This is a genomic window from Chimaeribacter sp. YP20170169, from assembly GCF_056739715.1.
This window is the reverse complement of sequence record NZ_CP176824.1, coordinates 1,171,594-1,185,469: the sequence shown is the minus strand read 5'-3', so window position 1 is coordinate 1,185,469 and position 13,876 is coordinate 1,171,594. Positions and strand designations below refer to the sequence as shown.

Here is a 13,876-nt window from a genome sequence, read left to right as displayed (position 1 = left end):
CCCACCGTCAGCTCCGGCTGACGGTGTTGTTTTAGTCACTTGTAAAGAGGGTAAGCCGTGTCCCGTACAATTATGCTCATTCCTACCGGCACCAGCGTCGGCCTGACCAGCGTCAGCCTGGGCGTGATTCGCGCCATGGAACAGAAGGGCGTCAGCCTGAGCGTGTTCAAGCCGATTGCCCAGCCGCGCGCTGGCGGCGATGCGCCGGATCAGACCACCACCATTATTCGCGCCAACTCCTCTATCACCGCCGCCGAACCGCTGCGCATGAGCCATGTCGAGTCGCTGCTCAGCTCCAACCAGCAGGACGTGCTGATGGAGGAGATTGTCGCCCGTTACCATGAGAACACCCGGGATGCCGAGGTGGTGCTGGTTGAAGGGCTGGTGCCGACCCGCAAGCACCAGTTCGCCAATGCGCTCAACTATGAGATCGCCAAGACCCTAAACGCCGAGATCGTCTTCGTGCTGGCGCTGGGCAATGACTCCCCGGCGCAGCTGAAAGAGCGCATTGAGCTGGCGCGCTCCAGCTTCGGTGGCAGCCGCAACAAAAACATCACCGGCGTCATCATCAACAAACTCAACGCCCCGGTGGATGAGCAGGGGCGTACCCGCCCGGATCTCTCCGAGATCTTTGATGACTCCACCAAGGCGCAGGTCAGCCACATCGATCCCAAGCTGCTGTTCGCCAACAGCCCGCTGCCGGTACTCGGCTGCATCCCGTGGAGCTTTGACCTGATCGCCACCCGCGCCATCGACATGGCAAAGCATCTTAACGCGCGCATCATCAACGAGGGTGACGTCAACACCCGTCGCGTGAAGTCCGTGACCTTCTGCGCCCGCAGCATCCCGCACATGCTGGAGCACTTCCGCCCCGGCTCGCTGCTGGTCACCTCCGCCGATCGCCCGGACGTGCTGGTCTCCGCCTGTTTGGCGGCGATGAATGGCGTCGAGATTGGTGCGCTGCTGCTGACCGGCGGCTATGAGATTGACGCGCGCATCGCTGGCCTGTGCGAACGCGCCTTCCAGACCGGCCTGCCGGTGTTCATGGTGGATACCAACACCTGGCAGACCTCGCTCAGCCTGCAAAGCTTTAACCTGGAGCTGCCCGCGGATGACCAGCAGCGCGTGGAGAAGCTGCAAAACTATGTAGCCAGCCACATCAACAGCGACTGGATTGAGTCCCTCACCGCCGCCTCCGAGCGCCCGCGTCGCCTGTCACCGCCAGCCTTCCGTTATGAGCTGACCGAACTGGCGCGCAAGGCCGGCAAGCGCATCGTGCTGCCGGAGGGCGATGAGCCGCGCACCGTGAAGGCCGCCGCCATCTGCGCCGACCGCGGTATCGCGAAGTGCGTGCTGCTGGGCAACCCCGAGGAGATCCAGCGCGTTGCGGCAGTACAGGGCGTGACGCTCGGTGACGGCGTGCACATCATCAACCCGGAAGAGGTGCGTGAGCAGTATGTGCCGCGTCTGGTGGAGCTGCGTAAAAGCAAGGGCATGACCGAAGTGGTCGCCCGCGAACAGCTTGAGGACAACGTGGTGCTCGGCACGCTGATGCTGGAGCAGGGGGAAGTGGACGGGCTGGTCTCCGGCGCGGTACACACCACCGCCAACACCATTCGTCCGCCGTTGCAGCTGATCAAAACCGCACCGGGCAGTTCGCTGGTCTCGTCGGTGTTCTTCATGCTGCTGCCGGATCAGGTGCTGGTCTACGGTGACTGCGCCATCAACCCAGACCCGACCGCAGAACAGCTCTCTGAGATCGCCATCCAGTCCGCTGACTCCGCCGCGGCCTTCGGCATTGAGCCGCGCGTGGCGATGATCTCCTACTCGACCGGCACCTCTGGCGCGGGCAGCGACGTGGAGAAGGTGCGTGAAGCGACGCGTCTGGCGAAAGAGAAGCGCCCGGATCTGGTGATCGATGGCCCGCTGCAATATGACGCCGCCATCATGGCGGATGTGGCCCTCTCCAAGGCACCGAACTCGCCGGTGGCGGGCAAGGCGACGGTCTTTATCTTCCCGGATTTGAACACCGGCAACACCACCTACAAGGCGGTGCAGCGCTCGGCGGATCTGGTGTCGATTGGCCCGATGTTGCAGGGGATGCGCAAGCCGGTGAATGACCTCTCCCGCGGCGCGCTGGTGGATGACATCGTCTACACCGTGGCGCTGACCGCCATCCAATCCGCGCAAGCGGAAGCGCAGCAAACCGCGGCTGTCACGCCGTAACCGCGTTGCTGACAAAAACGCCGGCCTCAGGGCCGGCGTTTTTTTATGCCTGTCCATCAGCCGCTGACGCGCGCCTCCAGCAACTGCTCGGCGGCCGCCACAATATGGCTGGCGGTCAGGCCATACTCCTGCTGCAAAAAGGCCTGGGTGCCCACCTGCCCATAGCGGCCACTGACGCCCACGCGCCGCATCGGCACCGGGCAGTGTTCAACCAGCACCTCCGCCACCGCCGACCCCAGCCCGTTATGGATGCTGTGGTTTTCGCAGGTGACAATACGGCCAGTTTTGGCAGCGTAGCGCGCAATCAGCGCCTGATCGATTGGCTTCAGGGTAAACATATCAATCACCGCCGCGCTCACCCCGCGCGCCGCCAGCTGTTCCGCTGCCGCCAACGCCTCCGCCACCATGATGCCGTTGGCGATCAGCGTGATGTCATCACCGTCGCGCAGCACGTTGCCCTTGCCGATGGTGAAGCGATACCCGTCCGGGTAGATGCGTGTCGCCTGTTTGCGAATGGTGCGCACCCAGTAGAACCCCTCCCGCGTCAGCAGTTGTTGCAGGATCGCCGCGAACATGGTGGCGTCCGTCACCTCCAGCACCACCGCATGAGCCAGGCCGCGCACAATGCCCATATCCTCAAACGACATATGGGTGCCGCCGTTGTGGCAGGCCGTCACCCCGGCATCCGAGGCGATCACCTTCACGTTGTTGCGCTGGTAATCCAGCGCCATAAACAGCTGATCAAAACAGCGGCGGCTGGCGAAGGCGGTGAAGGTGTGCACGAACGGGATACGGCCGGTCAGCGAGAGACCGGCGGCCACGCCCATTACGTTGGCCTCCATGATGCCGCAGTTGATGACATGCTCCGGGTACGCCTTCTGCACGCTGTCCATCGCCATTGAGCTCATCAGATCGGCCTCCAGCGCGATGATGGGTTGCCCCGCCTCAATCTCCCGGCGGATCATGCCAGCGTAGACCTTGCGCATCTCCACCTGATCCGCCTCACGTTGCCCTGCGATGCTACTCATAGGCTGCCTCCAGCGCGTTGATTGCCTGCTCAATCTCCTCCCGCATTGCTGGCGTCAGCCGCAGGTGGTGGGAGTTCTCCATCTGTTCGAGGTAGGGCACGCCCTGCCCCTTGATGCTGTCGAGGATCACCGCCAGCGGCGGCTGCCCCGGCTCACGTGGCATGGCGACCGCCTCATGGATCGCCGCAATGTCATCCCCCTTCACCGTGACCACCTCAAACCCAAAGGCGCGGAACTTGCCGGGCAGGTCGAACGGCTTGATCACCTCCTCCAGCCGGCCATCCAGTTGCTGTTTGTTGTAGTCGATAAACAGCGTCAAATTGTGCAGCGCATGGTGGGCGATAAACTGGATCGCCTCCCAGCACTGCCCCTCGTTCAGTTCGCCATCGCCGACGATGCAGAACACCCGGTTGCGGCGGCGCGCCAGCTTGTGGGAGAGCGCCATGCCAGCGGCAATCGAGATCCCCTGCCCCAGCGAGCCGGTGGTGGCATCCACGCCGCGGGTCAGCAGCCGGTCGGGGTGGCTCGGCAGGTGTGTGCCGTTCTGGTTGAGCGTGGCGAGCAGTGCGCGCGGGAAGTAGCCCCTGATGGCCAGCGTGCTGTAGAGCGCCGGCCCGGCGTGGCCTTTCGACAACACAAAGGCGTCGCGCTCCGGCCACAGCGGCTGGTTCGGGTCGATGCGCATCACACCGCCATAGAGCACCGCCAGCGTCTCCACTACCGACATACAGCCGCCGTAGTGGCCGAAGCCCAGCGTGGTCAACGCCTTCAGCGTCTCCACCCGGATCTCTCGCGCCAGCTGCGCCAGCGCCTGTTTCTCTGTCACCGTCATTCTCCTCTCCTCTCTGTCGGGGGCGTGACCGCCGAGGGCGCACGCTTGCGTTGAACAATCAGGTTATGCGCCACCAGCAGCGCGAAGATGCCGACAATCACGCCCATAATCATCTCCTTGGAGAGGAAGCGCGCCATATTGCCCAGCACGATGCCCACCACGCCGAAATCCGCGTCGGAGAAGGTGGTGTTGGCAAAACCGAGCGCGCCGAGCACCGGCAATAGCAGCACGGGCAGGAACGTGATCAGCAGGCCATTGGCGAAAGCACCGAGCATCGCGCCGCGTCGGCCGCCGGTGGCATTGCCGAACACCCCCGCCGTCGCCCCGGTAAAGAAGTGCGGCACCACGCCGGGCAGGATCAGCACCATCTTCATCTGCCCGAGCAAAAACAGCCCGGCCAGCCCGCCAAGGAAGCTAAACAGGAAGCCAATCAGCACCGCATTGGGGGCGTAGGGGTAGACCACCGGGCAGTCGAGCGCCGGGCGGGCATTGGGTACCAACTTCTCGGAGAAGCCGGTGAAGGCCGGTACAATTTCAGCGAGGATCAGGCGCACGCCCTGCAAGATGATGAACACCCCGGCGGCGAAAGTGATGGCCTGGATAATGGCGTAGACCAGATAGTTCTGGCCGCTGCTGAGCTGCGCCTCCACATACTCCCGGCCCGCGCAGACCGCCATGATCAGGTAGATGATCATCATGGTGAGGGAGATGGAGATGGAGCTGTCACGCAGGAAGCTGAGGTTTTTCGGCAGGTTCATCTCCTCGGTGGAGCGGGAGTTCTTGCCGACCCGCGTGCCGATCCAGCCAGCCAGCACATAACCCAGCGTGCCGAAGTGGCCGAAGGCGATACCGTCATTGTTGGTGATGCGTTGCATATAGCGTTGGGCCAGCGCCGGGAAGATCGCCATCACCAGCGTCAGCGCGCCGGTGAACACCAGCGGGATGCCCTCGAAACCGGCCACCGTTAGGATGATGCCGATCATGCAGGCCATATAAAACGTGTGGTGGCCGGTCAGGAAGATGTATTTCAGCCGGGTAAAGCGTGCGACGACAATGTTCGCCACCATGCCGAACGCCATAATCAGCGCGGTGGAGGCACCATATTTCTCCAGCGCAATCGAGACAATCGCCTCATTATTGGGAATGATGCCCTGAATATTGAAGGCGAATTCAAACATGCCGCCGAGCGGGTTGAGCGAACTGACCAGCACCGTCGCGCCACCGCCGAGCACAATAAAGCCCAGAATGGTTTTCACCGTGCCCTTCACCACATCAGAGAAGGCTTTTTTCTGCGCCAGCAGGCCAATCATCGCAATCAGCCCCACCAGCACCGCCGGCACCTTAAGGATATCGACGATAAATTTAAGCGTGTCCTGGATAATCATATCCACCTCGCCAAGGGTTAGAGAAGGGAGCGGCTGGAGAAGTAGTCGTGCAGTTTGCTCTCCAGCTCATTGATATCAATGATATTGCTGAGCACTACCACCTGCTCGGCCGGTACGCTGGCGCTGTCGGCAATATCTTTCGCCATCACGAACAGGTCTGCCGCGCCGGGCGTGGCGGAGGAGAGATCGGCATGTTCCACCTCCGCCTCCAGTTCCCATTTTTTCAGCACTTTTTTGATGTTCATCTCCACCATGAAGCTGCTGCCGAGGCCGGAGCCGCAAATTGCCATAATTTTCATCTTGTCCGCCTTGTTCAAATTAACGCGTAGGGAAGCCCTGCCCCGGATAGCCGGGGCTTGATTGTCATTACGAAGAAGATCAGAAACGGGAAATAACGGTGCTTATCTGCTGGGTGGTCTGGGCATGAAATAACTCCTGCATGGCGGTGTCATCGGAAAACAGTTCGGCCAGCTGCGACAGCAATTCCAGATGGCGATGGCCATCCGGTGCGGCCAGCATCACCACCACTGACACCGGGTCGTTGTCGGCCGAGTGGAAACAGACGCCCTTTCCCAGCTTGAGCAGCGACAGCCCTAGCCCGATCGCGCCCTCCTCTGGCCGGGCATGGGGCATCGCCAAGCCGGGTGCCAGCACAAAATAGGGGCCAAGGGTCTGGTGCTGGCGAAAAATGGCCTCCACATACGCCGGGGTAATGATCCCCTGTTGCAGCAGTGGCCGGGCACTCAGGCGCACGGCCTCCTGCCAGTCCGCCACCTCATGGCAATAGTGGAGATGATCGTCGGTTAGCCACTGGTTTAACATGTGCCCTCCTTTGAACGGTACGGTCAGGGCCAACGCGGCCGGGAATGGGTAAACTTTAATCAAGGGTTCCGCGCACCACTGTGATAACGCCCACAAAGATAGCGCTACCAAGACAGCAACACGCGGTTTTGTGATAGCGCTATCAAAGGCGGCCAGCCTGATGCCCGTGGCTGACCTATTTTTATCGATGTGGCCGGTTGCGGCGGGTAGAATGGGCGGAGTGAGCAGGTGCCGGGGCGGGCGTCCCGGCAGGGGATGTTTTCGCGCATAACGCGCGTGTCAGTCAGGATTACACATGTCGATCGGTAAGAAACGACGCAGCACGGGAAGGGTCACGCTGGCCGATGTGGCCCAGCTGGCGGGCGTAGGCACCATGACGGTTTCGCGGGCGCTGCGCACGCCAGATCAGGTTTCGGACAAGCTGCGCGAGAAGATTGAGGCGGCGGTGAGCGAATTGGGCTACCTGCCCAATCTGGCGGCCAGTTCGCTGGCGTCAGCCTCCTCCTACACGGTGGCGATGGTGGTGCCGAGCCTCTCGGAGTCCGGCTGCGCGGAGATGTTCGCTGGCCTGCAACGGGTGCTGCAACCGGCGGGTTACCAGATCATGCTGGCCGAGTCGCAACATATGCTGGAGCGGGAGCAGCAACTGCTGGAGACGCTGCTCTCTTACAATCTGGCGGCGGCGGTGCTGCTTAGCGTTGAGCACACCGTCGCCACCCGGCAGGCGCTGGCGGCGGCCGCTATCCCGGTGGTGGAGATTGGCGCGCTGCGCGCCGATCCCCTCGACATCAATATTGGCATCGATTACGTCGCCGCCATGTACCAACTCACGCAGACGCTGATTGCCGATGGCTACCAGCACATTGGCTTGCTGTGCGCCAATCAGGAGCAGTGGATTTTCCAGCAGCACCTTCAGGGCTGGCACAATGCGCTGCTACGTAACCACATGTCGCCGCACCGGGTGATCAACGCCGCCCAGCCAGCCAGCTTCACCACCGGCGCGCAGCAACTGCCGGAGTTCCTGCTGGCGTGGCCGGAGCTGGATGCGCTGGTGTGCGCCTCTGATGAGCTGGCCTGCGGCGCGCTCTACGAGTGCCAGCGCCGCCACATTCGCGTGCCGGATCATCTGGCGGTGGTGGGGTTTGGCAACAGTGAGTTCAGCCGGGTTTGCCAGCCACCGCTGACCACCATGACGGTGCCGCACCGGGAGATTGGCGTGCAGGCGGGCAGCGCGCTGCTGGCGCGCTTGAATGGCGAGCGCTGGCAACCGGGGGAACCGCTCCCCTCCACCCTCTGCCGGCGCGACAGCTGCTGACAAAAACGCCGGCTCGGGGCCGGCGTTTTCAGGTGGGCGTGGCGTCAGGCGGCCGGGGCGTCGTCACTGCCCGCAGCGGCGGCGTCATTGGTGCGCCGTGGCTCCTCGCGTACCAGTGGCCGTCCATACTCCTGCTGGTTGTTACGGCTCAGCCACAGCGACAGCGCCTTCAGCGAGTCTGGCGTGAACTCGTCACAGCGCGCGGTGATCTCCTCCGGCAGCATCCAGTTCACCTCTGCCACCTCGGACTCCTGCAAGGCGAACGGCCCGTGGGAGACGCAGCTGAACAGCCCGCCCCAGACGCGGCAGTGCTCATCCTCAAAATAGAACATCCCATGCTCGGCGAACGGCACCCCGGCAATGCCCAGCTCCTCCTCCGCCTCGCGGCGGGCGGAGTCGAGCACATTCTCGCCGCGCTGCACCACCCCACCAGCGGTGGCATCCAGCCAGCCAGGGAAGTAGTCTTTGCTGTCAGTGCGGCGCTGTACCAGAATTTTGCCCATCCCATCATGCACCACAATATAGGTGGCACGATGGCGCAGCCGTTGCGCGCGCATCTGTTGACGACTGGACTGAGCAATCACTTCATTCTGCTCGTTAACGATGTCCACCCACTCTTCAGTGTCTGCGGTCTGACCTTGATCCATCCTCTGAAACCTTCTTTCTGGGCGCGAGATCCGCGCGGTTAGGGTTATTATATTTTGCACTGACAGCGGCCAACCACGTTGGCGCGGCGTTCTAAAATAAATGGCAGAAGGGTGACTATGACCATAGACCACCCGCTCTCTCCCACGCAAGCGGACAATGCACCGGCACATTAGGGTGACCGGGTGCCAAAATCCCTCGCTTGCCGGGCGGTGGCCATGGCCGAGGAAGTTTATCCGCCACGCCCTGCCTTCATCAAGCGCGGCGTCGTCCGCTGGGCGCTGGCAAAGCCGGATTATTCCCGCATTGCCTGCTATTCTTAGCTGTTATCCTAGCCCGGTAGTTTGGATGGCGGGCCGGCGCCGTATGCCCGTCCGTGTAATGACTTACAGATCACCCAACGCAGGAGGCACTATGATTGACCTGTATTACGCACCCACCCCGAACGGACATAAAATCACCCTCTTTCTGGAAGAAGTGGGGATGCCCTACCGACTCCATCCAATTGACATCAGTGCCGGTGATCAATTTAACCCTGCCTTTCTCGCCATCTCGCCGAACAACAAGATCCCGGCCATCGTTGACCACCAGCCGGTGGACGGCGGCCTGCCGGTCAGCGTGTTCGAGTCCGGCGCCATCCTGCTCTATTTGGCGGAGAAAAGCGGCAAGCTGCTGAGCCAGGAGCTGCGCGAGCGCAGCGCTACGCTCCAGTGGCTTTTCTGGCAGGTGGGCGGCTTTGGGCCGATGCTCGGCCAGAACCACCACTTCACCCACTACGCACCGCAGCCAGTGCCCTATGCGATTGAGCGTTACCAGAACGAAACCCGCCGCTTGTATGGCGTGCTGAATACCCAGCTGGAGAAGAAGCCTTGGCTGGCTGGCGACCACTACAGCATCGCGGACATCGCCACCTTCCCGTGGGTGGTTTCCCACGAGCGCCAGCGCATCGATCTGGCGCAGTTCCCGGCGGTGCGCAACTGGTTTGAGCGCATCAACCTGCGTCCGGCCACCATCAAGGCCTATAAGCTGGCGGAGAAGTGACCGCCCGCGGCCCCCGCGCGGGGGCCGCGCTCTTCCCACCGCCTTGATTCCAGTGAAAATCACCGCCTCCTGCCTACGCTCCCGGCGTCGGATGGCCTATGCTTGAGAAAAGCCCACATCCCACAGGAAGCCCACCATGCGAGTGCTCATTACCGGCGCAACCGGCCTGATTGGCCGCCACCTGACCGCGCAACTCCAGGCCCGCCACCAGGTGACGGTAGTGACGCGCAATGTTGCGCGCGCCCGCAGCCTGTTGGGCGAGGGCGTCACCTATTGGGCGTCGCTCGACGGCCAGCCAACGCTGGATGGCATCGACGCCGTGATCAATCTGGCCGGTGAGCCGATCGCCGACCGGCGCTGGAGCGAGGCGCAGAAGCGCCGCCTGTGTGACAGCCGCTGGCAGCTTACCGAGCGGCTGGCCACGTTGATCCGTGCCAGCAGCGCGCCGCCGGCCATTTTTATCTCCGGCTCTGCCACCGGTTACTATGGCGATCAGGGCGAAGCGGTGGTCACTGAGGAGGAGACGCCGCACGACGAGTTCACCCACCGGCTCTGCGCCCGCTGGGAGCAGCTGGCGCAGGCGGTGGACAGCGGCAAGACCCGCGTCTGCCTGCTGCGTACCGGCATGGTGCTGGCCCCGCACGGCGGCGCGCTGGAGAAGATGCTGCCGCCGTTCCGGCTGGGGCTAGGTGGCCCCTTTGGCAATGGCCGCCAGTACCTGCCGTGGATCCATATCGATGACATGGTCTCCGCCATCCTGTTCCTGCTCCACCATGCCGAATTGCGCGGGCCGTTCAACATGGTCGCGCCCTACCCGGTGCACAATGACAAATTCAGCGCCACGCTGGCAGATGTGCTGCACCGCCCGGCCTTCCTGCGCGTACCGGCCTTTATGGTACGGCTGCTGATGGGCGAGGCGGCGGTGCTGGTGCTGACCGGCCAGCGCGCCATTCCCAGCCGGCTGGAGGCCGCCGGTTTCCACTTCCACTATGGCGAGCTGGAACCCGCGCTGAAAAACGTGCTGGCGCGCCGCTGATCTTCTCCCTGCGCGCCGGTGGAATTTCACCGTTGGGCGCGGTCAGTGTAGACTCTCGCAGGGCGGCCGCTGTTCACCGCCCCACCACTGACCGACACTTCACAGGGAACCCCCATGCACAACGCGATTGCCGACCAGCTTACCGACCGTTTCTTCCGCTATCTGGCTATCCCCAGCCAGAGTGACGCCGCGGCCACTACCCTGCCGAGCACCCCCGGCCAGCAGCAGCTGGCGGCACTGGTCGCTGACGAGTTGCGCCAGTTGGGCCTGCAACAGGTCAGGGTGGATGAGCACGCCACCGTCACGGCGGTGAAGCCGGGCAACCAGCCGGGCGCGCCGCGCATCGGGTTCATTACCCACCTCGACACAGTGGACGTCGGTTTGTCGCCGGTGATCCGCCCGCAGATTCTCACCTTTGAGGGCGATGACCTCTGCCTGAACGCCGAGCGGGACATCTGGCTACGGGTCAATGACCATCCGGAGATTGACGCCTACCGTGGCCAGCCGATTATTTTCAGCGACGGCACCAGCGTGCTGGGTGCCGACAACAAGGCGGCGATGGCGGTGGTGATGACGCTGCTGGCCAACCTGACGCCGGAGACGCCGCACGGCGACATCGTGGTGGCCTTCGTGCCCGACGAGGAGATCGGCCTGCGCGGCGCCAAGGCGCTCGATCTGGCGCGCTTTGAGGTCGATTTTGCCTACACCATCGACTGCTGCGAGCAGGGCGAAGTGGTGTATGAGAACTTCAACGCCGCTGGCGTGGAGCTGCGCTTCACCGGCATCCCGGCGCACCCGATGTCTGCCAAGGGCGTGCTGGTCAACCCGCTGCTGATGGCCCACGACTACATCAGCCACTTTGACCGTCAGGAGACGCCGGAGCACACCGAGGGCCGCGAGGGCTACACCTGGTTCCAGGAGATGAGCGCCAACGCCAGCGTCGCCACCCTGACGGTGGCAATCCGTGACTTCGACAGCCAGCGCTTCCTGGCACGCAAGCAGCGCATCGGCGAGGTGGCGGAGATCATCGCCCGCCGCTACCCACGCGCCCGGGTAGAGTTCAAGATCACCGACGTCTACCGCAACATCGCTGACGCCATCCATGGCGATCGCCGGGCGATTGACCTGATCTTCAGCGCCATGACCGAGATCGGCGTCGAGCCAAAGGTGATCCCGATGCGCGGCGGCACCGATGGCGCGGCGCTCTCCGCGCGCGGCCTGCTCACCCCCAACTACTTCACCGGCGCGCACAACTTCCACTCACGCTTTGAGTTCCTGCCCCTCAGCACCTTTGTGAAGTCCTATGAACTGACGCTGGCCATCTGCCGGCAGGCAGCGGCTATTTAAGCGCGCCGGAGAGGAACTGGCGCAGCCGGGCGCTTTTGGGGTTGCCGAACAGCGCCTCCGGCGGCCCCTGCTCCTCAATCAGCCCTTGGTGCAGGAAGATCACCTGGCTGGAGACGTGGCGGGCAAACTCCATCTCGTGGGTCACCACCACCATGGTTTTGCCCTCCTCCGCCAGCTTCTGCATGATGCGCAGCACCTCGCCCACCAGCTCCGGGTCAAGTGCTGAGGTAGGCTCGTCAAACAGCAGCACGTCCGGCTCCATCGCCAGCGCACGGGCGATGGAGACGCGCTGCTGCTGGCCGCCAGAGAGGTTGATTGGGTACTTGGCGCGAGCCCGCTCATCGATGCCCACCTTGTCGAGGTAGCGGATCGCCCGCTCGCGCGCCTCCGCCTTGCCCAGTCCGAGCACCTGGATCGGCGCTTCCATCACGTTCTCCAGCACCGTCATGTGGCTCCAGAGGTTGAAGTGCTGGAACACCATCGTCAGTTTGGTGCGCAGCAGCTGCAACTCCTTTTTGTCGAACACCTTGAGCTGACCATCTTTGTCGCGCACCATGCGGATCGGCTGGTTATTGACGCTGATCGAGCCTTCACTCGGCTTTTCGAGGAAGTTGATGCAGCGCAGGAAGGTGCTCTTGCCGGAGCCGGAGGAGCCAATGATGGTGATCACGTCGCCGGCATCGGCGTGCAGCGACACCCCCTTCAGCACCTCGTGGTCGCCGTAGCGTTTGTGCAGTTCGGTCACCGCCAACTTGTTTTCAGGCATGGTCTACATTCCAAATCAGTGTGAGCCGCCCGGCCGGACGTGCGCCAGCCAGCGCCGTTCCGCCCGCCGGAACAGGCCAATCAATACAAAGGAGATCAGCAAATAGATCACCGCCGCAATGCCGAACGCGTAGAACGGCTGGTAGGTGGCGGCGTTAATGTCGCGGGCGATCTTCAAGATGTCCGGCACCGTGGCGGTAAAGGCCAGCGCGGTGGAGTGCAGCATCAAGATCACCTCGTTGCTGTAGGCGGGCAGCGCGCTGCGCAGTGCCGACGGCAGGATGATGCAGCGGTAGAGTTTGAAGCGCGAGAAGCCGTAGGCATTCGCCGCCTCAATCTCGCCATGCGGCACCGCGCGGATCGCCCCGGCAAAGATCTCGGTGGTGTAGGCGCAGGTATTGAGCGTCAGCGCCAGCACGGTGCAGTTCAGGCCGCTGCGGAAAAAGGCGTTGAGGAAGTCACTGCCGCGCACAATCTCCAGACTGTACATGCCGGAGTAAAAGACCAGCAGCTGCACATAGAGCGGCGTGCCACGGAACACGTAGGTGTAGAACCAGATCGGCAGCCGCACCCAGCGCAGCGGCGAAACCCGCCCCACCGCCATCGGGATCGCCAGCAGCCCGCCCATCACTACCGAGGAGACCAGCAGCCATAGGGTGATCGCCAGCCCGGTAAAGCGGTAGCCGTCGCTCCACAGCAGGGCCATGCCATACTGTTGCAGGATCTCCATCATAGCTCAGCCCTCTTCACGCCCAGCGAGTAGCGCCGCGTCAGCCACAGCAGCACGCCATTGGAGAGCGTGGTGAAAATCAGATAGACCGCGCCCGCCACCATCGCGAAGAAGAAGGGCTGGTAGGTGCCCTTGCCAGCCAGTTGCGTGGCCTTCACCACGTCGTTCAGCCCCAGCAGTGACACCAGCGCGGTGGCCTTCAGGATCACCTGCCAGTTGTTGCCGATGCCCGGCAGCGCGAAACGCATCATGGCCGGGAACAGGATGCGGCGGAAGGTCTGCGCGCCGCTGAAGCCAAAGGCGGTCGCTGCCTCAATCTGGCCGCGTGGCACCGCCATATAGGCACCGCGGAAAGTCTCGGTGAAGTAGGCCCCGTAGATGAAGCCGAGGGTAATGATGCCCGCCGCCAGCGGGTCAATGTCAATCTGGCCGACGCCCAGCAACTCGGTCAGGCTGTTAAGGGCAATTTGCAGGCCGTAGAAGATCAGCAGCATCAGCACCAGATCCGGCACGCCACGGATCAGGGTGGTATAGCCGTTGAACAGGGCGCGCAGCACGCGGCTTTGGGAGAGCTTGCCGCCCGCCCCCACCAGCCCGATCACCACTGACAGCAGCACCGATGAGAGCGCCAGCTCCAGCGTCACCCAGGCACCCTGGAGAATCAATTGGGAATAGCCGTCAAACATGGCGGTATCTCAGTTAGG

The 13,876-nt window shown here is 63.0% G+C and carries 14 protein-coding genes; 5 read left to right on the top strand and 9 right to left on the bottom strand.

The features are described 5' to 3' along the window. The first annotated feature begins 72 nt into the window (after positions 1-72). Complete coding sequence (gene pta, locus ACK3SD_RS05430; RefSeq protein ID WP_481127500.1) at positions 73-2,226, top strand: phosphate acetyltransferase; 2,154 nt, start codon at positions 73-75, stop codon at positions 2,224-2,226. Between the two features lie 56 nt (positions 2,227-2,282). Here the strand turns inward: pta and ACK3SD_RS05425 are convergent, their stop codons facing one another. From ACK3SD_RS05425 to ACK3SD_RS05405, 5 genes are all read right to left on the bottom strand, one after another. Then, positions 2,283-3,254 carry a transketolase family protein gene (locus tag ACK3SD_RS05425; protein ID WP_481127030.1) on the bottom strand — a complete coding sequence of 324 codons (972 nt, stop codon included), beginning with the start codon at positions 3,252-3,254 and terminating at the stop codon, positions 2,283-2,285. After that, on the bottom strand, positions 3,247-4,086 hold the full coding sequence (locus ACK3SD_RS05420) for a transketolase (protein WP_481127029.1): 840 nt from the start codon (positions 4,084-4,086) through the stop codon (positions 3,247-3,249). Before ACK3SD_RS05420 ends, ACK3SD_RS05425 begins: the two co-directional genes overlap by 8 nt. Beyond that, on the bottom strand, positions 4,083-5,471 hold the full coding sequence (locus ACK3SD_RS05415; protein WP_481127028.1) for a PTS ascorbate transporter subunit IIC: 1,389 nt from the start codon (positions 5,469-5,471) through the stop codon (positions 4,083-4,085). Before ACK3SD_RS05415 ends, ACK3SD_RS05420 begins: the two co-directional genes overlap by 4 nt. Positions 5,472-5,488: 17 nt before the next feature. Further along, positions 5,489-5,770 (bottom strand): PTS sugar transporter subunit IIB, encoded by a 282-nt coding sequence (locus ACK3SD_RS05410; protein ID WP_481127027.1) that lies wholly within the window; start codon positions 5,768-5,770, stop codon positions 5,489-5,491. A gap of 79 nt (positions 5,771-5,849) precedes the next feature. Beyond that, the gene (locus ACK3SD_RS05405) at positions 5,850-6,293 is read right to left on the bottom strand and encodes a PTS sugar transporter subunit IIA (protein ID WP_481127026.1); all 444 of its coding nucleotides are present in this window, start codon (positions 6,291-6,293) and stop codon (positions 5,850-5,852) included. A 295-nt stretch (positions 6,294-6,588) separates the two neighbouring features. On the opposite strand from ACK3SD_RS05405, the gene ACK3SD_RS05400 reads away from it, so the two are divergent. Beyond that, positions 6,589-7,608 carry a LacI family DNA-binding transcriptional regulator gene (locus ACK3SD_RS05400; RefSeq protein WP_481127025.1) on the top strand — a complete coding sequence of 340 codons (1,020 nt, stop codon included), beginning with the start codon at positions 6,589-6,591 and terminating at the stop codon, positions 7,606-7,608. A 44-nt stretch (positions 7,609-7,652) separates the two neighbouring features. Here the strand turns inward: ACK3SD_RS05400 and yfcD are convergent, their stop codons facing one another. Next, positions 7,653-8,255 (bottom strand): NUDIX hydrolase YfcD, encoded by a 603-nt coding sequence (yfcD, locus tag ACK3SD_RS05395; RefSeq protein WP_481127024.1) that lies wholly within the window; start codon positions 8,253-8,255, stop codon positions 7,653-7,655. 412 nt (positions 8,256-8,667) lie between these two features. Between yfcD and yfcG the strand changes: the two genes are divergently transcribed. The 3 genes from yfcG (at position 8,668) to pepT (ending at position 11,677) form a co-directional block, all read left to right on the top strand. Further along, positions 8,668-9,294, top strand: coding sequence for a GSH-dependent disulfide bond oxidoreductase (yfcG, locus tag ACK3SD_RS05390; protein WP_481127023.1), 627 nt, complete (start codon positions 8,668-8,670; stop codon positions 9,292-9,294). 136 nt (positions 9,295-9,430) lie between these two features. Next, positions 9,431-10,330 (top strand): TIGR01777 family oxidoreductase, encoded by a 900-nt coding sequence (locus tag ACK3SD_RS05385; RefSeq protein ID WP_137762579.1) that lies wholly within the window; start codon positions 9,431-9,433, stop codon positions 10,328-10,330. Between the two features lie 114 nt (positions 10,331-10,444). After that, a complete protein-coding gene (pepT, locus tag ACK3SD_RS05380) occupies positions 10,445-11,677 on the top strand; it encodes a peptidase T (protein ID WP_481127022.1) in 1,233 nt (410 codons plus the stop codon). Here pepT and hisP read toward each other — a convergent pair. Genes hisP through ACK3SD_RS05365 form a run of 3 tightly spaced genes read right to left on the bottom strand, consistent with a single transcriptional unit; the run spans position 11,670 to position 13,858 of the window. Continuing rightward, on the bottom strand, positions 11,670-12,443 hold the full coding sequence (gene hisP / locus ACK3SD_RS05375) for a histidine ABC transporter ATP-binding protein HisP (protein ID WP_481127021.1): 774 nt from the start codon (positions 12,441-12,443) through the stop codon (positions 11,670-11,672). The two genes, pepT and hisP, sit on opposite strands and share 8 nt — an antisense overlap. 15 nt (positions 12,444-12,458) lie before the next feature. Next, the gene (locus ACK3SD_RS05370) at positions 12,459-13,175 is read right to left on the bottom strand and encodes an ABC transporter permease (RefSeq protein WP_137762576.1); all 717 of its coding nucleotides are present in this window, start codon (positions 13,173-13,175) and stop codon (positions 12,459-12,461) included. Then, positions 13,172-13,858: a histidine ABC transporter permease HisQ gene (locus ACK3SD_RS05365; RefSeq protein ID WP_137762575.1), complete on the bottom strand. Its 687-nt coding sequence runs from the start codon at positions 13,856-13,858 to the stop codon at positions 13,172-13,174. Before ACK3SD_RS05365 ends, ACK3SD_RS05370 begins: the two co-directional genes overlap by 4 nt. Between the last annotated feature and the right edge of the window lie 18 nt (positions 13,859-13,876).